Below are 24,021 nucleotides of genomic sequence, written 5' to 3'. Positions count from 1 at the left end.
ACATAATAAGCCGAACGTAGCGCCGTCGGGTCTCGCACAACGCATCGGAAATCATCCGGGCATTTGGCAACCGAACCCGTCGGCAGGGAATTGGTGTCAGGATGATCTAGCAAGGAGCGTCGTCCCTGAATGGCTTATGGTGATAATGTCGACCCTAAAAACAGGGTAGTGGCGATTGTCTTGGTTGGTCTGCTTACAGCGGTTCTGGGCTACGGCCTGGTCAACGGCTTGAATATCAGTATCGTCAAGAAACTCGCCGAAAAATTGGATGTGGTGGACGTAGAAGAGCCGCCGCCGCCGGAGGAACCCCCGCCGCCGCCGCCGCCGGACAATAAATTGCCGCCGCCGCCGCCGGTTGTGACGCCGCCGTCGCCCATTCCGCCGCCGGTGACGACCAACACGGTCCAGTCGGTGCCGAAGGCGCCGCCGACGCCGCCCCCGCCCGTCTATACGCCGCCGGCACCGCCGGCGCCGCCGCCGACGCCTGATCTCAGCGCCGCCGGTACGCCAAAGGGCAACCCGGGCCGCTGGGCGACGAACGACGACTATCCGGCCCGTGCGATGCGCGAAGAGCGCGAAGGCACGACCGGGTTCCGCGTCACCTATGGCGTCGATGGCCGCATCACCTCGTGCGATGTGACCTCGTCGAGCGGCCATGCCGATCTCGATGCCGAAACGTGCAAGCTTATCCAGCGCCGTGGCCGGTTCAATCCGGGCAAGGATCGCGCGGGTAACCCCACGGGCGGCAGCTACAGCAATCGTATCCGTTGGCAGATTCCGCGCTGATCGCGCGACCGGATCTGTGTTTCGAACTTATCGAATATTTTGAGAGGGATTTTCCAGTATGTTTAATCTGATCGCAAATGCCGCCGCTGCGGCAGCACCGGCCCACGACGCGGGGCTCAGCCTGATGCCCGCCGCGATGTGCGTGAAGGAAGAAGGCGCGAGCCCCTATGGTCTCGTTCCTGCACTGTGCGAAGGCGGCATCGTCTCGCAGGTCACCTTCCTCGTCCTGCTGATCATGTTCGTCGGCACGCTCTACATCCTGTTCACCAAGCTGTTCGAACAGAATAAGGTGATGAACCAGGGCAAGGCCGTCGACGCCAACTTCTGGCGCGCCCCGACGCTCGCCGACGGCGCTTCGAAGCTCGAAAAGAACAGCGCGTATCGCCAGGTCGTCGAAGACGGTCTGCGCGCCAACGAAGAGCATAACAAGCTCGCCAACCCCGTTGAAGCCCATGACTGGATGCACGGCACGCTCGAGCGTTCGCAGAACCACATCAACTCGAAGCTGAACTCGGGCCTCGCGTTCCTCGCGACCGTCGGTTCGACCGCTCCGTTCGTCGGTCTGTTCGGTACGGTTATCGGTATTCTTCGCGCCCTCGTGAAGATCGGTGCGTCGGGCCAGGCTTCGATCGACACCGTCGCCGGTCCGGTCGGTGAAGCTCTGATCATGACCGCCATCGGTCTGATCGTGGCGGTTCCCGCCGTGCTCGCGTTCAACTGGCTCCAGAGCCGCAACAAGGCGATCGCCCGCCGTCTGTCGACCTTCTCGAACGACGTTCTCGGTTCGATCATGTCGAACGGCCAGGTGAAGCCGGCTTCGCTGACCCCGGCGAAGGCTGCTGCTCCGGCCGCGGCACCGAAGAAGGCCTGATCGGTCTCCTGGACCCCCGCCTTGTCGCCGCGTGGCGAAAGGCGGGGTCCGTTTGGACAGGGAAGGCGGGCTCAAGGCACGCCGTCCCGATGTCCGTGACAGAAATTTTGTGACAGGATGCTAATCCTATGGCGATGAGTGTAGGCGACAAGGGTGGCGAAGACGCCCCGATGTCCGAAATCAACACGACTCCGCTCGTGGACATCATGCTTGTGTTGCTCATCATCTTCCTCATCACGGTTCCCGTGGTGTTGGAGACGGTGAACCTGAAACTGCCCGACGTGGCGTTTGAGGTGACGACGACGAAGCCTGAGAATGTGCTGCTTTCGATCCGTTCGGCTGATACCGACGGCGATGGCGAGCCCAACCCCGAGAGCACGGCGTGTGAAGTATATTGGGGCCAGACCCCGGTGGATTCCAAGCAGTTGCTGGAACGTGGACAAAAGAAGCTCGAGCAGCTGCTCGAAGATATCGGCGGTCCGCAGAATATCACCGAGGAAAATTTCCCCGAAGTGCACATCCGCGGCGACGTCAACACGCCGTACCAGTGCATCGGTGGCGTGATCTACACGATGCAATATGCCGGCTTCCAGAAGATCGGGTTCATTTCGGAACCGGCTCCTGGTTCGGGTACGGTGGGCCGCCTGTAAGGGCGCGCTCCGTTTAGGAACGAAGGAATAATCGCATGTCCATGGCAGTTGGAGATCGGGACGAAAATGAACCGATGATGGACATGAACACGACGCCGTTGATCGACGTCATGCTCGTGCTCCTCATCATGTTCATCATCACCATCCCGGTCCAGACCCACGCGGTGAAGATCGACCTGCCGGTCCCGACCGACAGCCAGAGCAATGTCGACCCCGAAAAGAACAAGGTGATGATCGATCCTGCGGGAACGATCACCTGGAACGGTTCGCCGGTCGACCTCGCTCAGCTGGCGAATTATCTGGAACAGACCAAGGCACTGCCGGTCGAACCCGAGTTGCAGGTCCAGCCCGACCCCTATGCACGCTATATCGTCGTCGACAATGTCATGGCGGTGATCAAGCGCAGCGGCGTCGGCAAGCTGGGCTTCGTCGGCAACGAGCAATACGCCCGCGTCTTCTGATCTTCGATCAGGGCCGTCAGGCAAAAATATGGGGCCGCGAAGCAATTCGCGGCCCTTTTTTTTTGTAATTTTGGGGCACAGCTGATCCGCGCGGACATTTCCTCCTGCCCATGACGCCTTTATCCATCCGATTATGAGTGCCGCTTCCCGCATCGGTTCCATCCTGCGCGCCGACCCGCTTCGTTGGCACCTTCTGGACGTTGTGCGGATTCTCGATTTACCCGACTGCTGGATCGGCGCGGGTTTCGTCAGAAATGCCGTTTGGGATCATCTGCACGAAAGGTCGGCATCGCCGCTGACCGGCGACATCGACGTGATATGGTATGATCGAGCTCGAACGGAGCCGGCCGAGGACAGGAAATTCGAAGCCATGCTGCGACTTGCGGAGCCGAGCTTCGCCTGGTCGGTGAAGAATCAGGCGCGGATGCACATTCGCAATGGCGACACACCCTATTCCTCCTCGGTCGACGCGATGCGCTACTGGCCGGAAACCGCGACGGCGATTGCAGCCCGGCGGCAGGGACTGGAGGGCTTTGAAATAGCAGCCCCATTGGGTTTGGACGATTTGATGAATCTGGTACTGCGCCCTTCTCCTCACTTCTCGGGCGAAAAGCGCGCTATCTTTGAAGATCGGTCGCAGACCAAAGGCTGGTTCACCACCTGGCCTCTGCTTCGCAGGACCTGAACTCAGGACCCGCACCACTCCAAAGCAGACTTATCCCCTTGGAACTCGCGGCAATTGCGGGCATCAACGGCGCAGCGGGATCGAAACGCGCCGAGACGACGTTCTGATTCCGATCCGGATCAAAGGGAGCAGCAAGATGACGATGGGTTCGCACCGTAAACAGATCATGATCCAGGGAGCCGTTGTCATCGGGGCGCTGGCGCTCGCGGGCTGCGCCGGGATGGGCAAGAAGTCGACGACGACGCTGCCTCCCGCCGACGCCTATGCTCAGCTTTACGACAATAAGGGCGCCGACCGCGGCCGTGCGGACATCTATCGCGACACGACGGGTCTGCGCATCGAACTCGTCGCGCGCGGCTTTGCGCCGGGCACTTACGGCATGCACGTCCATGCCGTCGGCCAGTGCAATGCGCCCGATTTCGCGAGCGCGGGTCCGCACTGGAACCCGACCGGCGTCCAGCACGGCCGCGACAATCCGATGGGCGCGCACCATGGCGACCTGCCCAACCTCGTCATCGAGCCCGACCAGATCGGCCGCGCGACGCTGCGCCTCGTCGGCTCGCGTTTCGAAGGCGATGGCGCGCTGCTCGACGCTGACGGCGCCGCGTTCGTGATCCACGCCGGACCCGACGATTACAAGACCGATCCCAGCGGCAACAGCGGTGGGCGCGTCGCGTGCGGCGTGATCGTCAAAGAAGCGGCGAGGTAAGCGGCTTCCGCCCCGTCGGTCCCCTGGGGACTGACGGAGGCGGATTTCAAGCCTTGGCTGACTAACTTTTGCGGGCGTCTCGACCGAAAGGTCAGGCGCCCGCCGCGCGTTCGGCGATCGTCGCTTCGGCCGCTGGCACCGCGCGATAGGCATAGAGCAACAGGCCGAGCGCGATCGGCGCGACCCCGATCAGCGACAATATGCCGGTGCGCAGGTCGCCGACGGGCTTGCCGTCGACGATCGTCCCCGCCAGATCCGAAATCTGCCCGACCATATAGGGGCCGAACGACAGGCCGACGAGCGTCGTGCCGAGGAAGAAGGCCGCGGTCGCGGTGCCGCGCATCCGCGGCAGCACCAGGTCCTGCGTCGTGGCGGCAGCGGCGCCGAGTGCGGCGGCACCGAGCATGCCGGCGAGGAAGTTCATGATATAGAAGAGCGTCGAATTCTCGGTCGTATAGCCGACCCAGATCGGGATGATCGGGGCGACGACGCCGAAGATGATCATCAGGACGCGGCCCGCCGGATTTTTCGACCGCAGATGATCGGCGAGGCGGCCGCCCAGAATCACGCCGACGAAACCCGCGACCGCGCCGTTCGCGCCGAGGATGAAGGCGAGTTCCTGCTTGGGCAGGCCCAGCACGATTTCGGCATAGGGCGCCGACCAGAAGGCGAGCGCATAGGCGGCGAGGCTGACGAGGCCATAGCCAAGCGTCGTGCAGATGAACGCCGGGGTCCCCCAGATCAGCCGGAAGGTCGCGGGATCATGTGCGCGCAGCGCGCTCGCCCACGAAAAGACCGCATAATAGCCGAGCGCGACCGCCGTCCATTGCGGGAAATTGCCCGTCAGGCGGATCATCCACCAGGCAAAGGCCGCGATCGCGGCGGCAAAACCGACGTTGATCGCCAGCGCCGCGGGACCACGTTTTGCGGCGCCCCACAGCGTCAGCGGCGGCACGATCATCGACAGGTCCTTGCCGAACTCGCGAAAGGGGCTCGGGCAACCGGGGCTCGCGACGCCGTCCATCGCGCCGCGCACCGGTTCGCGCAGGCTGGCGACCCAGAGCGCGAGGAGCAGGCCGGGGATGCCGACCGCGAGGAAGGCCGCTTGCCAGCCGACCAGCCCCATCGGCCCGCCCGCAGGGAAGTTCCGGTTCCATGCCTCGACGATCAGCGCGCCGATGAACAGCGACACGCCGCCGCCGAGGTAGAGACCCGACGAATAGATCGCGAGCGCGGTCGCTTTCTGCCGCTTCGGGAAATAGTCCGAGATCAGCGAATAGGCGGTCGGGCTCGCGGTCGCCTCGCCGACGCCGACGCCCATGCGCGCGAACGTCAGGCTGAGCTGGTTGTAGGCAAAGCCCGATGCCGCGGTCATCGCCGACCACAGGGTCAGCCCGATCGACAGCAATTTCACGCGGTTCCAATTGTCGGCGAGGCGCCCGAGCGGAATTCCGAACAGCGCATAGAAAACCGCGAAAGCCGCGCCGCCGAGGAAGCCCATGTCGCCATCGGTCAGGCCGAGGTCGGCCTTGATGTCGACCGCGAGGATGCTGATGATCTGCCGGTCGATGAAATTGAGGATATAGACGACGACGAGCACCGACAGGACGTACCAGCTATATCCGGTGGCCTTCGGTTCGGCCGGAACCGGCGCATCGGACGTGACATTCTCGCTGGCGGTCTCAGCCATCTGGCAACCCTCTCCCTGACCCATTATCTGTTGTGGCTCATGGCTAGCAGAGCCGGACGAAGGCGCAAGTTGAAAGTCGGTTCAACTTTATGGAGAACATGGTCGATATGCGCAACGATAGAGAAATTGCGGGGCCCGCGATCCTCTTCCTCTGCCTCGGCAATATCTGCCGCTCGCCATTAGCCGAGGGCGCCGCGCGCGCCGCCTTTGCCCGCGCGGGCATCGACGCGACGCTCGATTCGGCGGGCACCGGCGACTGGCACATCGGCCGCGCCCCCGATGCCCGTGCGCAGGCCGAAGCGCGCCGCCGCGGCGTCGACATTTCGGCGCTGCGCGGCCGCCAGCTCCGCCGCGCCGACTTCTATGATTTCGACCTGATCCTTGCCGCCGATGCGAGCAATTTGCGCGACGCCCGCGCGATCCGGCCGCCCGACGCGACCGCCGACCTCCGGCTGATGCTCGACCTGCTGCCCGGTCGCGGCGGCGAGGGCGTCACCGATCCCTATTATGGCGAAGACGATGGTTTTGCCGCGACCTGGGACGATGTCGATGCGGTCGCGGCGGCGCTCGTTGCCGAATTTTCGCCTTCCAGCGGATAACGCGCCACGGGGTGATAGCGCGATCCGCCATGGCCGAGCTCGCTTTCATACAGCGTGACATGGCCGAATTCGAACGCCGGGCTCGCAAGGTCGCCGTTCAGCGCAAGGAAGGGCGCGACCGGTCCTGAGTTGCGGTTCAGGCGCGCGAGCGTGACATGCGGAACAAACGCGCGCGTCTCGGGCGCGATGCCGACGCGCGCGAGGCGCTGGTCGACCTTGCGGTGCAGCGCCACAAGCGGATCGTGCGGCTCGACCCCGGCCCAGATCATGTTGGGCCGGCCTTGCCGTTCGAACAGGCCGACGCCCGCAATCCGCGCCGCAACGCGCGGCGCATGGAGCGTGCCAAGCGCCGCCGCGATGTCCTCGGCCTTGTGGCGATCGACCTCGCCGATGAAGCGCAGGGTCAGGTGGAGCTGCTCGTCATTTTGCCAGCGCGCGCCCGCGATGCCGTGCATCGCCGCGAGCAATATGTCGCGGACCGGGCGCGGCGGGCGCAGCGCGACGAACAGGCGGTGCGTGGACATGGCGGGCAACATAATGGGCGGGGTTTCGGATCGCGACCCCCTAACCGCCGGGCAGGCAATAATATTGCTCTTGTCCGGTTTCGCTTGAAACAGGAGGGGAAACGCCCGATATTGCTGTCTACGGCCGGTATGGGCTGGCCGATGATGGAGTAATGACAATGGCGAATTGGAACGACCCCAATATGGCGGCTTCCGGTTTTGGTGCCGGCGCGAACGCAATGGACCAGGCCGTCGATGCCGGCCTGCGGTCGTACATGCTGTCGGTTTACAATTATATGGGCTCGGGCGTGCTGCTGACCGGCATCGTCGCGATGCTGGCGTTCAATAGCGGCTTTACCCAGTCGCTGATCGGCAGCCCGCTGATGTGGGTGGTGATGCTCGCGCCGCTGGCCTTCGTGCTGGTGCTGAGCTTCGGGATCAACAAGCTGTCGACCACGGCGGCGCAGACATTGTTCTGGGTCTATGCCGCGGTGATGGGCCTGTCGATGTCGACGATCTTCCTCGCCTTTACGGCATCGTCGATCGCGACCACCTTCTTCGCGACCGCGGCGGCTTTCCTTGGCCTTAGCCTCTATGGCTATACGACCAAGAAGGACCTGTCGGGCTTCGGCACCTTCCTGATCATGGGTGTCGTCGGCATCCTCGTCGCGATGCTGATCAACATGTTCGTGCAGTCGAGCGCGCTCAGCCTCGCGATCAGCGTGATCGGTGTGCTGCTGTTCGCGGGCCTCACCGCCTATGACACGCAGAAGATCAAGAGCATGTATTTCTATGTCCGCGGGACCGACTTTGTCGGCAAGTCGGTGATCATGGGCGCGCTGACGCTCTACCTCGACTTCGTCAACATGTTCACCTTCCTGCTCAACCTCTTGGGCAACCGCGAATAAGCGGGACGGACGACGAACGAAACAAGGAGCCCGGCGGAGCGATCCGCCGGGCTCTTTTATTGGTCAGGGCGGAGGATGCGCCTCGCCCGCCATTCATCGGCGGTGATTTCCCATAGTTCCGAGGGCAAGGAGCCTTCGACATAGCGCTTTTCGCCGCACCAGACGGCTCGCATGCCGCTGCCGGTCGAGATGGCGCGCGATGCGCGATTGTCGATCGCCTTGGGCACGCGCAGGACGGGCTGATCCAGCACGTCGAACCAAAAATCAGTCACGGCATCGCTCGCTTCGCGCATCAAGCCTTTGCCCCAATGGACGGGATCGAGCCAGAAACCGCGGTTGTCGTCGGGATTGAGCATCAGGCTGATGACGCCGATCAGGGTGCCGGGCTCTCGACGCGTTCGGATCGACCAGTGCCAGGCCTTGCCCTCGCGCATCGCCGGAAGCGCGACGTCGCGGACAAAGGTCAGCGCGCCGTCGTCGGGATAGGGCCATGGAACGAACGGATTCAAATGGCGCACGATCTGCCATTGCGGGAAAATGGCCTGAATGGCCGAATGATCTTCCAGAACCAGCGGCCGCAGCAGGAGTGTTTCGGTCGTGAGGTCCGGAAATGGTGACGTCATTGCGCCGCCTGCATCTCGGCGATCAGCGCATTGTCGATTTCCTTCGCGCGCTTGTAGGCCGGGCGGTCGCGTAGGGGGGCGACATAGGCTTCGAACGCCGGGCGCGACGCGATGGTGCCGAACTGGAGCCCCCAGTCGATCTGGCTGCCGACATAAACGTCGGCGGCGCTGAAGCGGTCGCCCGCGACATAGGCTTTACCCGTAACCGCGCTTTCGAGCGCGTCGAGCGCGGCAGGAAGCGAGCCGAAGCCCGCCATGCGCTGCTGGTCGGCATCGGGTTCGAGCCCGAACTCTTGGCGGTGATCGCCTGCTCGACGGGGCCCGCGGCAAAGAACAGCCAGCGATAATAATCGGCGCGGTCGGCCGCATCGGGCGCGAGGCCGGCCTCGGGGAAGGCGTCGGCCAGATAGGCGCAGATCGCGGCGCATTCGGTGACGACCTTGCCGTTGTGAACCACCGCCGGAACCTTGCCCATCGGGTTGATCGCGAGATAGTCGGCGCCCTTCATCGTCGTGCCATAACCCAGGACACGCGGTTCATAGGGCGCGCCGACCTCTTCGAGCATCCAGCGGACGATCTGCCCGCGCGACATCGGATTGGTATAGAAAATCAGGTCTTCGGCCATCGCGTTTCTCCCATGCGGTTCGATTCGGACGCGAACATATCAAGAACATGATCCGACCGCCAGCGGGCTTGTTTTGTCACCATTCGCAGCTAAGGCAAAGGCATGAGCGACGAACGCATCTGGACCGCCGCCGTGCTGGTGATCGGCGACGAGATTCTCTCGGGCCGCACGCAGGACAAGAATGTATCGCAGATCGCGACCTGGCTCGACGTGCAGGGCATTCGCCTGCGCGAAGTCCGCATCGTCCCGGATGTCGAGCAGGAGATCGTGGATGCGCTGAACGCGATCCGCGCGCGCTACGACTATGTCTTCACCACCGGCGGCATTGGCCCGACGCACGACGACATCACGGTCGATGCGGTGGCGAAGGCGCTCGGCGTCGGGGTTATCATCCACCCGGCGGCGCGCGCGATCCTCGAAAATTATTACACCGCGCGCGGCAGCGAGCTGACCGAGGCACGGCTGCGCATGGCGCGCGTGCCCGACGGTGCCGACCTGATCCCCAACCGCATGTCGGGGGCGCCTGGCATCCGCATCGGCAATCTGTTCGTGATGGCGGGGGTGCCGCATATCACCGCGGGCATGCTCGACGCGCTCACCGGCGAGCTTGAGGGTGGGGCGCCGCTGGTTGCGCACACGATCGGCGCATGGGCGCCCGAAAGCGAGATCGCCGACCTGTTGCGGCAGGGCGAAAAGGATCATCCGGGCGTCGCGATCGGCAGCTACCCCTTCTTTCGCGACGGCAAGATCGGCGCCAATTTCGTCGTCCGTTCGACCGACGGCGATCAGGTCGCGGCGTGCGTCGGGGCGTTGACCGCCGGCTTCGAGGCGCTCGGCTATGCGGTGACCGACGGCGGCATCTGATCGGCCGCCTCATCGTCGCTTGTCCGCGTCGCGCGCGGCAGGCGGCGGAGCATCAGGATCGCAAGCAGGCCAAAGATCGCCGCGACGACAAAGGCGGCGCCCGGGAAATGGACGGGCGCGGCGTCGGCGGTGAAATAGGCCATCGTTCCGGTGAGCAGCAGCGGCGCAAACAGCTGCCCAAGCCCCATCGCCATCGCCGAAATCCCCTGCACCTCGCCCTGCGTTTCGGCAGTTGCGCGGCGCGACATCATCGCCATCAGCGACGGCTGCACCGGCGCCTGCAACGCGACGGGGATCAGCAGCAGGAAGGCGCCGATCGTCGAGGTGGTGAAGGCATAACCAACATAGACCGCGACCGCGACGAGGATGCCGAGCGTCGCCGCGTCGCGCTCGCCGAAGCGCGCGACCGCGGGGCCGACGACGAAAACCTGCCCGAGCGCGATCATCACGCCGACCGCGGCGAGGCTCGCGCCGATCATCCCCGGCGTCCAGCCGAGCTGCGCGATGCAATAGAAGCTCCACGTCATCGGATAGACGAGGCTCGCGATCTGCCACAGCACGAGCACCCCCGCGACGCCGTCCATGCCGGGCAGCGTGCGCATCGTCTTCCACGCGCCGAGCGGATTGGCGCGGCGCCGGTCGAAGGCGCGGCGGCGTTCGGGAGGCAGCGTCTCGGGGAAGATGAAATAGCCATAGAGCATGTTGGCCGCGGCAAGGACCGCCGCCGCCACGAACGGCGCACGCGGGCTGATCTCGCCGAGGAAACCGCCGAGCGCGGGTCCCGCGACGAAGCCGATGCCGAACGCCGCGCCGACGAAGCCGAAATTTCGTGCGCGTTCCTCGGGCTTCGTAATGTCGGCGATCGCCGCCTGCGCCGCGGCATAGCTGCCGCCGAAAATGCCCGACAATGCGCGCGCGACGAACAGCCAGGGCAAAGTCTCGACAATCGTCAGCAGCGCATAATCGACCGCGAGCCCGCCGAGCGCGAGCAGCAGCACGCGCCGCCGCCCGAAATGGTCCGAGAGATTGCCAAGGACGGGCGAGGCGAGGAAGGTCGCGACCGCCATGACCAGCCCGATCCATGCGCCGACCTCGATCGCGTGCGGCAGGTCGATCTCGCCGACCTCCATCACAAGCTGCGGCAGCACCGGCATGATGATGCCGAAGCCGACCGCGTCCATGAAGATCGTCGCGACGATGAACGGGATGGTCCGCGCCGGCGTCACTTGCTCTTTCTTTCTGCTGTCCCTAGCGCCACCGAACCCTCCTTCATGCGTTGCCGATAGATGAAACTCGAAATTTCCGCTTCCCTAAATTATCGCCTGTCCGAACCCGTCGACCTGATGCTGCAGATCGAGGCCGCGAACGGGCACGGCCAGCGCGTCCTGGGCGCGTCGCTCGACGTCGGCGCCCCCGAATTTGTCGCGCGCGTTCCGGCCGCCGACGGCATCTGCGAGCCGATCTGGCTGCGCGCCGAAGGAAGCCTGCGCGCCGAATATCGCGCGACGGTCGAGATCGACCGCCCCGACACCGACTTTCGCTCGCTCGCCGCGGTGCCGCTCCACCGGCTTCCCGCCGGGGCGATCCCCTATCTCAACGAATCGCGCTATTGCCCGTCGAACAAGTTCCATGCCTTCGTCGAGCGCCGCTTCGGCGACCAAGAGGGCGGGGCGAAGATCGGCCGCATGCGCGACTGGATCGAAAGCCGCTTCACCTATGTCTCGGGGTCGAGCGATGCCGAGACGGGCGCGCTCGACAGCTTCGTCGAACGCCGCGGCGTGTGCCGCGACTATGCGCATGTGATGATCGCGCTCGCGCGCGCCGCGCATATCCCGGCGCGCATGGCGAGCGCCTATGCGCTGCGCGCTCAGCCGCAGGATTTCCACGCCGTCGCCGAGGTCTTTCTCGATGGCGACTGGCACCTCGTCGATGCGACGGGCATGGCGCGCGCCTCCGAAATGGCGCGCATCTGCGTCGGGCGCGATGCCGCCGACATTTCCTTCCTGACGGCGTACCGCGATATCGCGTTCGTCAGTCAGAAGGTGAAGGTGGAGCGCGTCGAGGACTGAGGGGCCGTCGTGGCGAAGCCACGCCGTCGATCCTCGCTGTGCGAGGTCGGCCGAACTTTCGCTGATCGCTATTTAGCGTGACTAAATCGCTGCGAAAGTTGGAGCGGGTGAAGGGAATCGAACCCTCGTCACTTGCTTGGGAAGCAAAAGCTCTACCATTGAGCTACACCCGCACTCGGCAACGACCGATAGGCGGCCTTTGCCGTCATCCGCGTCGCGGGTCAATCCTTTGCTGGCGGCGCGGCGTCAGCGCGCCGATTCGCAGATCGTCTCCATCGCGACGAAGGTCGATGTGCTCGCGACATGCGGCAGGCTCGAGATTTTTTCGCCGAGCACGATCCGGTAACGGCGGATGTCGGGAGTGCGGACCTTGAGCAGATAGTCGAAGCTGCTCGCGATCATATGGCATTCCTCGACCTCGGGAATCTGCCGCACCGCCATGTTGAACTGCATCAGCGCATCCTCGCGCGTGTCCGACAGCTTGACCTCGGTGAAGGCGACATGGTCGAGCCCGACCTTGGCCGGATCGACGATCGCGCGAAAACCGACGATCAGCCCGCTGTCGACAAGGCGCTTCACGCGCTGCTGGCACGGCGTTTTCGACAGCCCGACCTGCAGCGCCAGCTCGGTAAAGGTGATACGCCCATCGCGGCCCATGATGGCAAGGATCTTGCGATCGAAATCGTCCAGTTCGACTGTGTGTTGGCTATTTTTCATATGAATCGACTAAGTTCGAATGGAATGTCGGTCAATTCATATATGATTTGCGCAAAAACAAGTCGGATCGACGGCAGGCAATATGGTATCAGGCCGCATGACTCAAAGCCCCGACCGCGCGTCCATCCGCGTCCTCGCCCGCCGCAGCGAATCCGACATCGTCGCCGAGCTGCGTAGCGCCCTTGCCACATCATCGGCCAGTGTCGAGGCGGTCACCCGCCGCGGGCTCGAACTGATCCGCAAGGCGAAGGCCGAGGGCGAGCGCGAGACGCTCGTCGCGCAGTTGATGAACCGTTATCGCCTGTCGACAGAAGAGGGCGTCGTGTTGATGTGCCTCGCCGAGGCGCTGCTCCGCGTGCCCGACAATGCGACCGCCAATGCGCTGATCCGCGACAAGATCGCCGGGCGCCACTGGAAGGATGGCGAGGATGAGGACAGCCCGCTGATCGTCGCGCTCTCGTCGCGCGGGCTTTCATTGGGCTCGGCGACACTGATGCTCGACGCGATGGGCAGCCGCGCGAACCCGCTGACCTTGCTCAAATCGATGGTCCGCCGCTCGGGCGAGCCGGTGATCCGCCAGGCGGCGCTGGCGGCGATGAAGATGCTCGGCCAGCAGTTCGTGATGGGCGAGACGATCGACGCCGCGGTCAAGCGCGCCGACAAGGAAAAATCCGAACTCGCGAGTTTCGACATGCTCGGCGAAGCGGCGCGCACCGCCGAAGATGCGCAGCGTTATTATGAGAGCTACGCCAATGCCATCGCGCGCATCGGCAAGGGTGCGAAGCCGGGCGATCCGCACGCCAACCATGGCATCTCGATCAAGCTCTCGGCGCTTCACCCGCGCTACGAATATCTCCAGCACGCGCGCGTGATCGGCGAACTGGTGCCGCAAGTGATCGAACTCGCCAAGGCGGCGCGCGCGGTGAACATCCCGCTGATGATCGACGCCGAGGAAAGCGACCGGCTGGAACCGCATATGGACGTGTTCGCGGCGTTGATCGACGCGGGGGTCGCCGACGGCTGGACCGGGCTCGGCATCGTGATTCAGGCGTATCAGAAGCGCGCGCCCGCGGTGATCGACTGGCTCGCCAACCGCGCACGGACGCGCGGGGTCAAGCTGTCGATGCGTCTCGTCAAGGGTGCCTATTGGGATACCGAGATCAAACGCGCGCAGACGCTCGGCCTCGGCGATTTCCCGGTGTTCACGGCAAAGCTGCACACCGACCTCAATTACATGCGCTGTGCGCAGTTGCTCCGCGATTGTCAGGATTGCATCTATCCGGCGTTCGCGAGCCACAATGCGATGACGCTAGCCTATGTGTCCGAGCTGTTCACGGGCGCCGATTACGAGTTGCAGCGGCTCCACGGCATGGGCGAGGGTGCGCACGATGCGCTCGTCGCGCTGTTCCCGCCGCCGCGCCCGGTGCGCGTCTATGCGCCGGTGGGCACGCACCGCGACCTGCTCGCCTATCTCGTCCGCCGCCTGCTCGAAAATGGCGCGAACTCGAGCTTCGTGCATCAATTCTCCGATCCCGGCGTGACCGCCGAGCAGCTTGCGGTCGATCCGCGCAGCGTTGCGAGCGCGGCGTCGTCGAACATCGCGACCGGCCTTGGCCTCTTCGATCCTGTTCGCCGCAACTCGCGCGGCTATGACCTTGGCGACCCCGGCGTGCCCGAGGCGCTCATTTCGGCGATCGGTGCGGCGCGGCGGGGCGACCTTGTCGCGGCGCCGATCGTTGGCGGCGTTTCGCGAAAAGGCAAAGCCGAAGCGGTGCGCAATCCCGCGACGGGCGCGGTCGTCGGACAGGTGATCGAGGCCGACGCCGCGACGGTCGCCGATGCCGTCGCCGCGGCGCGCAAGGCGCAGAGCGACTGGAGCCTCGCGGGCGGTGCATTCCGCGCCGAACGGCTTGAACGCGCCGCCGACCTGCTCGAAGAGCATGACGCGCTCTTTCTCGGCCTTGCGATCGACGAGGCGGGCAAGACGCTCGTCGACGCGGTCGCCGAAGTCCGCGAAGCGGTCGATTTCCTCCGCTATTATGCGGGCCAAGCGCGCGCCGACTTCACCTATCCGGTGGCGCTGCCCGGCCCGACGGGCGAGCGCAACGAGCTGATGCTCGAAGGCAAGGGCGTGTTCGTGTGCATCAGCCCGTGGAATTTCCCGCTCGCCATCTTCCTGGGGCAAGTGTCGGCGGCGCTCGCGGCGGGCAACAGCGTGCTCGCGAAACCCGCCGAGCAGACCCCGCTGATCGCGCACGCCGCGGTCGAACTGTTGCTCGAGGCCGGCATCCCCGGCGACGTGCTCCATTACCTCCCCGGCCGCGGCGAAACCGTCGGCGCGGCGCTGACCAGCAACAACGAGATCATCGGCGTCGCCTTCACCGGCTCGACCGAGGTCGCGCGGATGATCAACCGCAGCCTCGCCGGGCGCAACGGCCCCATCGCGACGCTGATTGCCGAGACCGGCGGCGCCAATGCGATGATCGTTGATTCGACCGCGCTGCCCGAACAGGTCGCGCGCGATGCCGTCGCCTCGGCCTTCCAGTCGGCGGGGCAGCGCTGCTCGGCGCTGCGCCTGCTCTGCGTGCAGGAAGATGTTGCCGATACGATGATCGAGATGGTCGCGGGTGCAATGGCCGAACTCAATATCGGCGACCCGTCGATCCTCGCGACCGATGTGGGCCCGATCATCGATGACGAGGCGCGTGCGAACATCGCCGCCTATGTCACCGAAGCGCGGGCAGCAGGCCGCGTGATCGCCGAAGCCGGGCGGACGAATCTGCCGGCAGATGGCCATTTCGTGCCGCCGGTGGCGATCCGGATCGACCATGTCACCGATTTGAAGCGCGAGATTTTCGGGCCCGTGCTCCACGTCGCGACGTGGAAGGGCGGCGAGCTCGATGCGCTTATCGATGCGATCAACGCCTCGGGCTACGGGCTGACATTGGGCGTCCACACGCGCATTGACGGCGTGGCGGCGCATATCGCGGCGCGCGCGCAGGTCGGTAACGTCTATGTGAACCGCAACCAGATCGGCGCGATCGTCGGGTCGCAGCCATTCGGCGGGCGCGGCCTGTCGGGCACCGGCCCGAAGGCGGGCGGCCCGCACTATCTGCACCGCTTTGCCGAGGAAAAGTCGATCAGCACCGACATCACCGCGGCGGGCGGCAATGCGGCGTTGATGGCGGGTTAGATTCTGCGCCGGCTGATGTGCGGTAGCTTCGGCGAGCTGCGCATCGGCCGGCCACTTGCGACCACGAGGCCCGATACAGAGTGGACAACTGTCCCGGGCAAATACGTCCGAAATCGTCTCGCGGCAAAAAAGCCGCGGCGACCCTTAGTCTTATGGTTGCCCCCCGCAGCGATGACGGCGTACCGCTTCGCCGCGCGCGCGCCAATGGGTAATTTTACGTACCCGGTACGCCGAGCAGCTGCGCCTGCGCCTTCAACCGTCCCGCCGCCGCCGGGTTCGCTGCTATCCCGTCCTTTAGCGCCTGCGCGGCCTTTGCGGTTTCGCCGAGCGTCATGCGGCTGCGCATCAGCATGATCCAGCGGTCGACGTCGGCGGGGTTGGCCTTGAGCTTCGCTTCGAGCCCGCTCACCATGCCTTGGATCATCTGATCCTGCTGGCCCTTGGGGAGCTGCGACGCCGCTTCCATGTCGGCGCGGCTCGGCCCCGGAATCGCGCGTGCGGCAACCGGCATTTCGTTGGCGGTCAGCGGGCGCGCCGCTGTGCTCGCGAGCCGTGCCGCGACGTCGATCTTGTGGATCTGCCCGACCTGCTCGATCGTGCGGCGCAGGTCCGCCTCCCATGGCGCCCCCTGCGGCGTGTCGGCGAGCAGCGCGAACCAGTCTTCGATCGCGCCCTTATGATCGCCGCCGATATCCTTCTTCACCGCGAGGAAATAGCGCGCACGCGGATCCTTGGCGTCGAGCGCGATCGCTTTGTTGAACGCTTCGAGTCCGGCGGCGGGCATCGGGTCGCTGTCGCTTCCCATCACCCGCGCCTCGCCCAGCGCCGACCAGAGGCCCGCCGAATCGGGCGAAAGCGCGACCGCTTTCTCATACGCCCCGGCCGCACCTGCGAAATCGCTCATGTCGAATCGCGCCGCGCCGAGCGCGGTCCACGCTTCGGCGCTGTTCGGCTCGCGCTTCGTGCGCGCTTCCAGCTCGGCGAGCTGGTCGGACGGCGCGCCCGTGCCCTGCGCTACGAGACCCTGCGCCGAGGGGCTGGAATCGCGCCAGATCGCATAGCCGATCGCGGCTGCCAGCAGGATGAAGGCGGCGATCAATATCATCCGGTTGGTGCGCGTCATGCCGCCCGCCATCTTGTTGCTCTCGCTCATTTTTGCCCCCATTGTGCGCGCGGCGAAAAAATGCCGCCTGTGCGCGCCGTCATATTGCCTTTGCTTGGCGATGGTGTAGCCTTTGGCATACAAGGTCGGTCAACGATAAAATCGTCAGGGGTCGCACCGACTTTCCCAGTCACACAGGGGAGGGGTGCATGGCAGTTTCGGATCACGTCGACTTTTCGACGTTCATGGAAGGCGTGAAAAAGCGCAACCCGGGTCAGCCCGAGTTCGTCCAGGCGGTGCAGGAGGTGTCCGAGGACATCTTCGATTTCATCGCCGACAAGGAAGAATATCACGCGCAGCAAATCCTGCGGCGCATCGCCGAACCCGACCGGGTCGTTTCCTTCCGCGTGTGCTGGGAAGACGACAACGGCAATATCCGCGTCCAACGCGGCTGGCGCGTCCAGAACAACAATGCGATCGGACCCTATAAGGGCGGCATCCGTTTCCACCCCAGCGTCACCGAAAGCGTGCTGAAATTCCTCGCGTTCGAACAGACGTTCAAGAATGCGCTGACGGGGCTGCCGATGGGCGGCGGCAAGGGCGGCTCGAACTTCAACCCCAAGGGCAAGAGCGTGCGCGAGATCATGCGCTTCTGCCAGAGCTTCATGACCGAACTTTATCGCCACATCGGCGCCGACATCGATGTGCCCGCGGGCGACATCGGCGTCGGCGGGCGCGAGATCGGCTTCATGTTCGGCCAGTATAAGCGGATCACCAACGAATTCACCGGGGTGCTGACCGGCAAGGGCCTCGAATGGGGCGGTTCGCTGATCCGCACCGAGGCGACGGGCTATGGCGCGGTTTACTTCCTCGCCAACATGCTCGCGGCGAAGGGGCAGGATCTGGTTGGCAAGACTGCGGTGATTTCGGGATCGGGCAATGTTGCGACGCACGCGGCCGAAAAGATCGTCCAGCTCGGCGGCAAGGTGCTGACGCTTTCGGATTCGGGCGGGTTCATCCACGACCCCGACGGGATCACGCAGGAAAAGATCGACTGGGTGAAGGCGCACAAGACGCACCGCCGCGGCCGGATCGAGGAATATTGCGACGAGTTTAAATCGGCAAGCTTCACGGCGGGCAAGACGCCGTGGGGTGTGAAGTGCGACGTTGCATTGCCGTGCGCGACGCAGAATGAGCTGCTCGGCGAGGACGCCAGGACGCTGGTCAAGAATGGCTGTATCGCGGTCAGCGAAGGCGCCAACATGCCGACGAACCTCGAGGGTGTACATGTCTTCAAGGACGCGAAGATCATGTTCGCGCCGGGCAAGGCGGCAAACGCCGGCGGTGTCGCGGTGTCGGGGCTCGAAATGAGCCAGAACAGCGGGCGCCGCGCCTGGAGCGAGGGTGAGTTGCAGCAGATGCTCAAGGACATCATGGACGGCATCCACAAAAGCTGCCTGACCTATGGCGATGCGGGCGACGGCTATATCGATTATGTGAAGGGCGCCAATATCGCGGGATTCAAGAAGGTTGCCGACGCGATGCTGGCTTTCGGGGTGGTGTAATTCGGCTCAAGGCGTAAAAGCGCCGGGTTGGGGAAAAGGGGTTCTGCGGATGATGACGCACGCTGGAAAGGAGCGCGGCGATCGGCCTTGGGCGGCATTTGCTGCCCTCGTGCTGATGTTGCTGGTGCTCGCCATCGCGGCGTTCGTCTTCGCTCCCCCCGCCCGCTCGCAGGGCGAAAGCGGCGTGCGTTACACTGGCGTCGCCTCGTGCGCGGGGTCGACCTGCCACGGCCGGATGGAAGGCGACGGCACCGTCGTCCGCCAGGACGAGCTGATGAAATGGCAGGAACCCTCGACCCCCGGCGGCGCACACAGCCGCGCCTGGGCGGTGCTCAGCAACAATCGCAGCCAGTTCATCGCGCGCAACCTCGGTATCGGTGACCCCGCGAAGGCGCAGATGTGCCTTGGTTGCCACAGCACGGCGGGAACCGCACGCGCGGTCCCGGCCGAAGACGGCGTCGGCTGCGAATCGTGCCACGGCCCCGCGGGCGGCTGGCTCGCGAGCCATTATGCGGGCGTCGGAACGAACGCCGATCCCGACCGCGAAATGCGCCAGAAACATCTCGCTAACCTATCGGCGGGGCTGAAAAAGCTTGAGGATCCGGTCGTCCGCGCGGGCGTGTGCGTCGACTGCCACTTCGGTTCGGCCGCCGATGGCCAGTTCGTCACGCACCGCATCATGGCGGCCGGGCATCCGCGCATCGCCTTCGAACTCGACCTCTTTTCGTCGCTCCAGGCGCATCATCAGGAGGATGCCGACTATGGCTGGCGCAAGTTCGGTGCCGCGAACCGGCGCACTGATCATGTCCAGATGTGGGCGGTCGGACAGGCGACCGCGATCGAGCGCAGCCTCGCGCTGTTCCAGACGCGGCGCGGGACCGAGGGCATGTTCCCTGAATTTTATTTCCTCGACTGCCACAGCTGCCACCGCCGCATCTTCGATCAGGCGAAACCCGTGCGCACCGGCCTCGACAATCCGGGCCGTTCGATCCCCGAGGGCATGCCGCCCTATAATGACGAGAATCTGATCATGCTCGCCGCCGCGGCACGGATGGCCTCGCCCGCGCTCGCCGACCAACTCGCGGTGCGCACCGCGGCGTTCCACAAGGCGATGGCGACCGACCGGCAAAGCGCGGTCGCCGCGGCGGCGCAGCTCTCGCAGACCGTCGCGGCGCTCAAGGGTGCGTTCGCCTCGCGGAGTTTCTCGGGTGCCGACGCCTTTGCGATGGTCGATGCGATTTCGGCGAAGGCGATCAGCGATCGCTACACCGACTATTCGGGGTCGCAGCAGGCGGTGATGGGGGTCGACACCTTGCTCAACGCGATGGTGTCGTCGGGCCGCGTCACCGTGGGTGCGGCGGCGGGCATCCGCGGCGACATCGACCGCGCTTATGCGGCGGTGAAGGACCCCAACGCCTACAAACCCTCCGAATTCCAGGCGTCGTTCGGCAGCGCGGTGCGCGCGATCGGGGCGCTGCGGTAAGATCATGCGAAGCAAGACCCACCTTTTCCGTTCGGCCGCCTTCGCTGTGATGGGCGCGTTGCTGCTCACCTCGTGCGGCGGTGGTGGAGGCGGCGGGAGCACGCCGACCCCGACGCCCACGCCGACCCCCACTCCCACGCCGACCACGGTGTATACGCCGCCCGCCGCCGAGGCGCTGACCACGGTGGACGTCGAGCGCGTGCTCGCACAGGCTATATCGGAAGCGCAGGCGCGAGGCTTGCCGTCGGTGATCGCGGTGACCGACCGTGTCGGCAATGTGCTCGGCGTGTTCCGCATGACCGGCGCGCGCGCGATCGCGACAACCTCGGCCGCTCCGAACGGCGTGAATATCGACGCGCAGAATGTCACTTTCCCGGCCGAGGGCGGCGCGATCGCCAAGGCGGTGACCGGCGCGTACCTCTCGAGCGGCGGCAATGCCTTTTCGACGCGCACCGCGAGCCAGATCGTGCAGGAACATTTTCCGCCCGCTCCGGGCGTTACGGCCGGGCTTGAAAGCGGGCCGTTGTTCGGGGTGCAGTTCAGCCAGTTGCCGTGCAGCGACCTCTCGGCGCGTTTCGGTGCGCCGGGCGCGGCGGCGCTGATCGGCCCCAAACGCTCGCCGCTCGGCCTTGCTGCCGACCCGGGCGGGTTACCGCTTTACAAGAATGGCGTGCTCGTCGGCGGCGTCGGGGTGATGGGCGACGGCGTTTACGGCAGCGACGCTGACACGCGCGACGTGGACAATGACCCCGAGGAGTTTATCGCGCTCGCGGGCACGCGCGGGTTCGAGGCACCGAGCACGATCACCGCCGACAAGATCACCGTCGACGGGACGTCGCTGCGCTTCGCCGACGCGACCTTTGCGGGCGTGATGAGCAGCGGCAGCGCAAGCTTCGCGAGCCTCAATGGCACCGCGGGCAATCTTGTCGCGGTGATCGGCTATGCCAATGCCGCGGTGACCGCGGGGGTCGCCTATGGCAGCGAGGCGTCGGGCGTGCGTGCTTCGACGCCGGCCGAATTTTCGAATCGCGATGCGTTCGTTCTCACCAACGGCAGCGGCGCGAACCGCTATCCGCTGCGCGCCGGCACCGACGGCGCCACGAACAGTGCGCCGCTGACGCAGGCGGAGGCGCGCGCGGTGCTCGAGGAAGCCTTCACGGTGATGAGCCGCGCGCGCGCGCAGATCCGCCGCCCGCTCGACAGCCGCGCGCAGGTGACGATCAGCATCGTCGACACGCACGGGGCGGTGCTCGGCATCGTGCGCTCGCCCGACGCCCCGATCTTCGGCACCGACGTGTCCTTGCAAAAAGCGCGCACCGCAGCTTTTTTCTCGGGCACCCAAGCGGGAACCGAACTCGGCGCCAACGCCAGCGCCGACGTGCGTCAGTTCGTCGCCGCGACGCGAGCCTTCCTGAACAGCCCCGCGGCGCTCACCGGCAATATCGCTTACGCTGACCGTGCGGTCGGTAACCTCGCGCGGCCCTATTTCCCCGATGGCGAGGTCGGCCGGCCGCAAGGCCCGCTGTCGCGTCCGATCGCGCAATTCAATCCTTTCTCGACGGGGCTGCAATCGGCGCTGATCATCGGCAATCTCGGCGCGCACCTCGGCTTCGTTTCGGGCGCCAGCCCGACCGATACCCCGGCGCGCTGCACGACCTTGCCCGACGTCACGGCGGGGCAGAACCGGCTGCAGAACGGCATCCAGATCTTCCCCGGTTCGGTTCCCATCTATCGCGGAAACCAGCTCGTTGGCGCGATCGGGGTGTCGGGCGACGGCATCGATCAGGACGACATGATCAGCTTCCTCGGTGCGCATAATGGCGGCGCGCGCGTCGGCGGCATCGGCAATGCGCCCGCCGCGATCCGTTCGGATACGGTTGTCGTGAATGTCGGCGCCGGGGTGCGCCTGCGCTATATCAGCTGCCCCTTCGCCCCGTTCCTCGACACCGCGCAGCAAAATGTCTGCAACGGGCTATAGGCGATGATGACGGGGGGCAGCCTTTGGCCGATCATCGCGACACTCGCGGCGCAGGGCGCGCCGGGGGGCGATGTCACGCCGCCGCCGCCCGCGCCCGAGGGGCCGCCGGTCGCGGGTGATGCGGCGCCCGCCGGGCAGCCCGCCGAAGAACTGATCCCGCCGCCGCCACCGGTCGACTGGCAGCAGATGGTCAAGGACGACCTCGTCACCGACATCATCGAGGGTCGCCGCCGCCCCGGTTATCGTCCCGACCTTCCCGACGCGCTGAGTCAGGACAATGTCGGCGCGCTGCGTCCGCCGCCGCCGCAGGCATTCCCTGGGATGGAGGACCAGCTGCCCGTTCCGGACCGCTGGCGCCTCATCGAAACGCTTGGCGTGGTCAAGGAACGCTGGTTCGATCCTTATAACCAGAATACCTACAAGGGCGACCGTGCGATCGACCGCAGCAAGGTCAAGTGGCTGCCGATCAAGGGTGACGACTGGTTCATCGTCGCCAATGCGGTGTCCGACACGGTGTTCGAACCGCGCACCTTCCCGATCCCCGTCGGCGTCCAGACGACCGAGCGGCCGGGCAGCCTCGACGTGTTCGGCAAGGATCGCAGCTTTGTCTTCGCGCAGACCTTCATCGCGGGCGCGGCGCTGATCAAGGGTTCGACCGCGTTCAAGCCGCCCGACATCGAATATCGCGTCACGCTCGCCTATCAGGCCAATTATGTCGACGTGCCCGAACGGCGCGTGCTCGACGTGCGCCCGTCGAAAGCGAGCCATCGCTATGACAGCTTCCTCGGCGTGCAGGAACTGTTCGTCGACAAGCATCTCGGCAACACGTCCGACCGCTATGATTTCTATTCGATCCGGCTTGGCATCCAGCCGTTCCAGAGCGATTTTCGCGGTTTTCTGTTCAACGACAGCCAGCTTGGCATCCGGCTGTTCGGCAATCGCGACAACAACCGCTTCCAGTATAATCTCGCGGCCTTCTGGCGGCTCGAAAAGGACACCAACTCGGGTCTCAACGACATCACGCAGACCCCGCGCAGCGATTTCATCTTCACCGGCAATCTTTATCGGCAGGATTTCCCGGTCGTCGGGCTGACCAGTCAGGTCAGCGTGACGTACAATATGAACCGCGAAAAGAATGACGTGCAGATCGACCACAACGGTTTTCCGGTGCGCCCCGCGCTGCTCGGCGATCTGCGCGGGCGCGAATATGACGTCGTTTACCTGGGCTACAGCGCCGACGGGCGGATCGGCCGGATCAACGTCACCGCGAGCTTCTATGCCGCGCTGGGCGAGGACCGGAACAGCTTCTTCACGAGCAAGCCCGCCGAAATTCGCGCGGGCTTCGGCGCGGTCGAGCTCAGCTATGACCACGACTGGATGCGCTTCCGCCTGTCGGGGCTCTACGCGACAGGCGACGGAGACCCGTATAACAAGACCGAGGGCGGGTTCGACGCGATCTTCGAGAATCCGATCTTCGGCGGCGCCGATACCAGCTACTGGATCCGTCAGACGATCCCCTTCGCGGGCGGCGGGCGCGTCATCGCGATCAGCGGCCGCAACGGTATCCTGAATTCGCTGCGCTCGTCGAAGGAGGAGGGGCAGTCGAATTTCAACAACCCCGGCACCGTCTTCATCGGCGCGGGCGCCGATTTCGACCTGACCCCCGAATTTCGCGTCAGCACCAATTTCAACCATCTGTGGTTCGAGAACACGTCGAGCCTGCAGGCGCTGCGCACCGAAGGCTCGATCCCCAAGGACATCGGCTTCGACCTGTCGGTCGCGACGATCTGGCGGCCAAAGGCGACGCAGAATATCGTCGGGCGCCTCAGCGGTGCGGTGTTGCTACCCGGCAAGGGGTTCAAGGACCTGTTCGACAACAAGCAGAAGAATGACGCTTACGTCTCCATCCTCGCCAATGTGATTTTGAGTTTCTGATGCTG

General features: G+C 65.1%; 21 protein-coding genes, 1 tRNA gene and 1 pseudogene. 15 read left to right on the top strand and 8 right to left on the bottom strand.

Annotated elements, in window-relative coordinates:
• Nucleotides 1-129: 129 nt before the first annotated feature.
• From FG91_RS17155 to FG91_RS17130, 6 genes are all read left to right on the top strand, one after another.
• Nucleotides 130-786, top strand: a complete 657-nt coding sequence (locus tag FG91_RS17155; RefSeq protein WP_037517274.1) for an energy transducer TonB — start codon at nt 130-132, stop codon at nt 784-786.
• Between the two features lie 58 nt (nt 787-844).
• On the top strand, nt 845-1,657 hold the full coding sequence (locus tag FG91_RS17150; protein ID WP_171013629.1) for a MotA/TolQ/ExbB proton channel family protein: 813 nt from the start codon (nt 845-847) through the stop codon (nt 1,655-1,657).
• 128 nt (nt 1,658-1,785) lie between these two features.
• A complete protein-coding gene (locus FG91_RS17145; RefSeq protein ID WP_037517271.1) occupies nt 1,786-2,307 on the top strand; it encodes an ExbD/TolR family protein in 522 nt (173 codons plus the stop codon).
• A gap of 35 nt (nt 2,308-2,342) precedes the next feature.
• Nucleotides 2,343-2,768, top strand: a complete 426-nt coding sequence (locus FG91_RS17140) for an ExbD/TolR family protein (RefSeq protein WP_037517269.1) — start codon at nt 2,343-2,345, stop codon at nt 2,766-2,768.
• Between the two features lie 133 nt (nt 2,769-2,901).
• A complete protein-coding gene (locus FG91_RS17135; protein WP_037517266.1) occupies nt 2,902-3,453 on the top strand; it encodes a nucleotidyltransferase family protein in 552 nt (183 codons plus the stop codon).
• A 136-nt stretch (nt 3,454-3,589) separates the two neighbouring features.
• Nucleotides 3,590-4,162, top strand: a complete 573-nt coding sequence (locus FG91_RS17130; protein WP_052187792.1) for a superoxide dismutase family protein — start codon at nt 3,590-3,592, stop codon at nt 4,160-4,162.
• 91 nt (nt 4,163-4,253) lie between these two features.
• Here FG91_RS17130 and FG91_RS17125 read toward each other — a convergent pair whose 3' ends face one another.
• Nucleotides 4,254-5,852 carry a spinster family MFS transporter gene (locus FG91_RS17125; protein ID WP_037517264.1) on the bottom strand — a complete coding sequence of 533 codons (1,599 nt, stop codon included), beginning with the start codon at nt 5,850-5,852 and terminating at the stop codon, nt 4,254-4,256.
• Nucleotides 5,853-5,959: 107 nt separating this feature from the next.
• On the opposite strand from FG91_RS17125, the gene FG91_RS17120 reads away from it, so the two are divergent.
• Nucleotides 5,960-6,451 carry a low molecular weight protein-tyrosine-phosphatase gene (locus FG91_RS17120; protein ID WP_037517404.1) on the top strand — a complete coding sequence of 164 codons (492 nt, stop codon included), beginning with the start codon at nt 5,960-5,962 and terminating at the stop codon, nt 6,449-6,451.
• Here the strand turns inward: FG91_RS17120 and thpR are convergent.
• Nucleotides 6,358-6,975, bottom strand: coding sequence for an RNA 2',3'-cyclic phosphodiesterase (gene thpR / locus FG91_RS17115; protein WP_037517401.1), 618 nt, complete (start codon nt 6,973-6,975; stop codon nt 6,358-6,360). The genes FG91_RS17120 and thpR overlap by 94 nt on opposite strands.
• 158 nt (nt 6,976-7,133) lie before the next feature.
• On the opposite strand from thpR, the gene FG91_RS17110 reads away from it, so the two are divergent.
• A complete protein-coding gene (locus tag FG91_RS17110; protein ID WP_037517262.1) occupies nt 7,134-7,862 on the top strand; it encodes a Bax inhibitor-1/YccA family protein in 729 nt (242 codons plus the stop codon).
• 56 nt (nt 7,863-7,918) lie between these two features.
• Here FG91_RS17110 and FG91_RS17105 read toward each other — a convergent pair whose 3' ends face one another.
• Nucleotides 7,919-8,485 carry a GNAT family N-acetyltransferase gene (locus FG91_RS17105; RefSeq protein WP_037517259.1) on the bottom strand — a complete coding sequence of 189 codons (567 nt, stop codon included), beginning with the start codon at nt 8,483-8,485 and terminating at the stop codon, nt 7,919-7,921.
• Nucleotides 8,482-9,110 (bottom strand): annotated as a pseudogene (locus tag FG91_RS17100) (glutathione S-transferase family protein). Before FG91_RS17100 ends, FG91_RS17105 begins: the two are co-directional and overlap by 4 nt.
• 102 nt (nt 9,111-9,212) lie before the next feature.
• Between FG91_RS17100 and FG91_RS17095 the strand changes: the two are divergent.
• Entirely contained in the window at nt 9,213-9,974 is a 762-nt protein-coding gene (locus FG91_RS17095; protein WP_037517257.1) for a competence/damage-inducible protein A, read from the top strand.
• On the opposite strand, the gene FG91_RS17090 is transcribed toward FG91_RS17095, so the two are convergent.
• The gene (locus FG91_RS17090) at nt 9,947-11,200 is read right to left on the bottom strand and encodes a tetracycline resistance MFS efflux pump (RefSeq protein WP_037517254.1); all 1,254 of its coding nucleotides are present in this window, start codon (nt 11,198-11,200) and stop codon (nt 9,947-9,949) included. The two genes, FG91_RS17095 and FG91_RS17090, sit on opposite strands and share 28 nt — an antisense overlap.
• Nucleotides 11,201-11,260: 60 nt before the next feature.
• Here FG91_RS17090 and FG91_RS17085 point away from each other — a divergent pair, with 60 nt between their 5' ends.
• Nucleotides 11,261-12,043, top strand: coding sequence for a transglutaminase-like domain-containing protein (locus FG91_RS17085; RefSeq protein ID WP_037517251.1), 783 nt, complete (start codon nt 11,261-11,263; stop codon nt 12,041-12,043).
• Nucleotides 12,044-12,142: 99 nt separating this feature from the next.
• On the opposite strand, the gene FG91_RS17080 is transcribed toward FG91_RS17085, so the two are convergent.
• Together FG91_RS17080 and FG91_RS17075 are read right to left on the bottom strand one after the other, a co-directional pair.
• Nucleotides 12,143-12,216, bottom strand: a tRNA-Gly gene (locus FG91_RS17080).
• Between the two features lie 73 nt (nt 12,217-12,289).
• A complete protein-coding gene (locus FG91_RS17075; RefSeq protein ID WP_037517248.1) occupies nt 12,290-12,760 on the bottom strand; it encodes an Lrp/AsnC family transcriptional regulator in 471 nt (156 codons plus the stop codon).
• 97 nt (nt 12,761-12,857) lie between these two features.
• Here FG91_RS17075 and putA point away from each other — a divergent pair, with 97 nt between their 5' ends.
• Nucleotides 12,858-15,953, top strand: a complete 3,096-nt coding sequence (gene putA / locus FG91_RS17070) for a bifunctional proline dehydrogenase/L-glutamate gamma-semialdehyde dehydrogenase PutA (RefSeq protein ID WP_200878481.1) — start codon at nt 12,858-12,860, stop codon at nt 15,951-15,953.
• 214 nt (nt 15,954-16,167) lie between these two features.
• On the opposite strand, the gene FG91_RS17065 is transcribed toward putA, so the two are convergent.
• Nucleotides 16,168-17,106 (bottom strand): tetratricopeptide repeat protein, encoded by a 939-nt coding sequence (locus tag FG91_RS17065; protein ID WP_037517399.1) that lies wholly within the window; start codon nt 17,104-17,106, stop codon nt 16,168-16,170.
• 158 nt (nt 17,107-17,264) lie between these two features.
• Between FG91_RS17065 and gdhA the strand changes: the two genes are divergently transcribed.
• Genes gdhA through FG91_RS17045 form a run of 4 tightly spaced genes read left to right on the top strand, consistent with a single transcriptional unit; the run spans nt 17,265 to nt 24,016 of the window.
• The gene (gene gdhA, locus FG91_RS17060) at nt 17,265-18,620 is read left to right on the top strand and encodes an NADP-specific glutamate dehydrogenase (protein ID WP_037517242.1); all 1,356 of its coding nucleotides are present in this window, start codon (nt 17,265-17,267) and stop codon (nt 18,618-18,620) included.
• 49 nt (nt 18,621-18,669) lie between these two features.
• Complete coding sequence (locus FG91_RS17055; protein ID WP_037517239.1) at nt 18,670-20,103, top strand: multiheme c-type cytochrome; 1,434 nt, start codon at nt 18,670-18,672, stop codon at nt 20,101-20,103.
• A gap of 4 nt (nt 20,104-20,107) precedes the next feature.
• Nucleotides 20,108-22,081 (top strand): heme-binding protein, encoded by a 1,974-nt coding sequence (locus FG91_RS17050; RefSeq protein WP_037517236.1) that lies wholly within the window; start codon nt 20,108-20,110, stop codon nt 22,079-22,081.
• Between the two features lie 3 nt (nt 22,082-22,084).
• On the top strand, nt 22,085-24,016 hold the full coding sequence (locus tag FG91_RS17045; RefSeq protein ID WP_037517234.1) for a hypothetical protein: 1,932 nt from the start codon (nt 22,085-22,087) through the stop codon (nt 24,014-24,016).
• Nucleotides 24,017-24,021: the final 5 nt, after the last annotated feature.

Source organism: Sphingopyxis sp. LC81 (assembly GCF_000756375.1).
GTDB lineage: Bacteria > Pseudomonadota > Alphaproteobacteria > Sphingomonadales > Sphingomonadaceae > Sphingopyxis.
This window is presented reverse-complemented; position numbering and strand designations above follow the sequence as displayed.

Excerpts from the sequence above, each read along its gene's own strand:
- FG91_RS17155 (WP_037517274.1), top strand. The coding sequence starts at position 130 with ATGGCTTATGGTGATAATGTCGACCCTAAAAACAGGGTAGTGGCGATT.
- FG91_RS17150 (WP_171013629.1), top strand. The coding sequence starts at position 845 with ATGTTTAATCTGATCGCAAATGCCGCCGCTGCGGCAGCACCGGCCCAC.
- FG91_RS17145 (WP_037517271.1), top strand. The coding sequence starts at position 1,786 with ATGGCGATGAGTGTAGGCGACAAGGGTGGCGAAGACGCCCCGATGTCC.
- FG91_RS17140 (WP_037517269.1), top strand. The coding sequence starts at position 2,343 with ATGTCCATGGCAGTTGGAGATCGGGACGAAAATGAACCGATGATGGAC.
- FG91_RS17135 (WP_037517266.1), top strand. The coding sequence starts at position 2,902 with ATGAGTGCCGCTTCCCGCATCGGTTCCATCCTGCGCGCCGACCCGCTT.
- FG91_RS17130 (WP_052187792.1), top strand. The coding sequence starts at position 3,590 with ATGACGATGGGTTCGCACCGTAAACAGATCATGATCCAGGGAGCCGTT.
- FG91_RS17125 (WP_037517264.1), bottom strand. The coding sequence starts at position 5,852 with ATGGCTGAGACCGCCAGCGAGAATGTCACGTCCGATGCGCCGGTTCCG.
- FG91_RS17120 (WP_037517404.1), top strand. The coding sequence starts at position 5,960 with ATGCGCAACGATAGAGAAATTGCGGGGCCCGCGATCCTCTTCCTCTGC.
- thpR (WP_037517401.1), bottom strand. The coding sequence starts at position 6,975 with ATGTCCACGCACCGCCTGTTCGTCGCGCTGCGCCCGCCGCGCCCGGTC.
- FG91_RS17110 (WP_037517262.1), top strand. The coding sequence starts at position 7,134 with ATGGCGAATTGGAACGACCCCAATATGGCGGCTTCCGGTTTTGGTGCC.
- FG91_RS17105 (WP_037517259.1), bottom strand. The coding sequence starts at position 8,485 with ATGACGTCACCATTTCCGGACCTCACGACCGAAACACTCCTGCTGCGG.
- FG91_RS17095 (WP_037517257.1), top strand. The coding sequence starts at position 9,213 with ATGAGCGACGAACGCATCTGGACCGCCGCCGTGCTGGTGATCGGCGAC.
- FG91_RS17085 (WP_037517251.1), top strand. The coding sequence starts at position 11,261 with ATGAAACTCGAAATTTCCGCTTCCCTAAATTATCGCCTGTCCGAACCC.
- FG91_RS17075 (WP_037517248.1), bottom strand. The coding sequence starts at position 12,760 with ATGAAAAATAGCCAACACACAGTCGAACTGGACGATTTCGATCGCAAG.
- putA (WP_200878481.1), top strand. The coding sequence starts at position 12,858 with ATGACTCAAAGCCCCGACCGCGCGTCCATCCGCGTCCTCGCCCGCCGC.
- FG91_RS17065 (WP_037517399.1), bottom strand. The coding sequence starts at position 17,106 with ATGAGCGAGAGCAACAAGATGGCGGGCGGCATGACGCGCACCAACCGG.
- gdhA (WP_037517242.1), top strand. The coding sequence starts at position 17,265 with ATGGCAGTTTCGGATCACGTCGACTTTTCGACGTTCATGGAAGGCGTG.
- FG91_RS17055 (WP_037517239.1), top strand. The coding sequence starts at position 18,670 with ATGATGACGCACGCTGGAAAGGAGCGCGGCGATCGGCCTTGGGCGGCA.
- FG91_RS17050 (WP_037517236.1), top strand. The coding sequence starts at position 20,108 with ATGCGAAGCAAGACCCACCTTTTCCGTTCGGCCGCCTTCGCTGTGATG.
- FG91_RS17045 (WP_037517234.1), top strand. The coding sequence starts at position 22,085 with ATGATGACGGGGGGCAGCCTTTGGCCGATCATCGCGACACTCGCGGCG.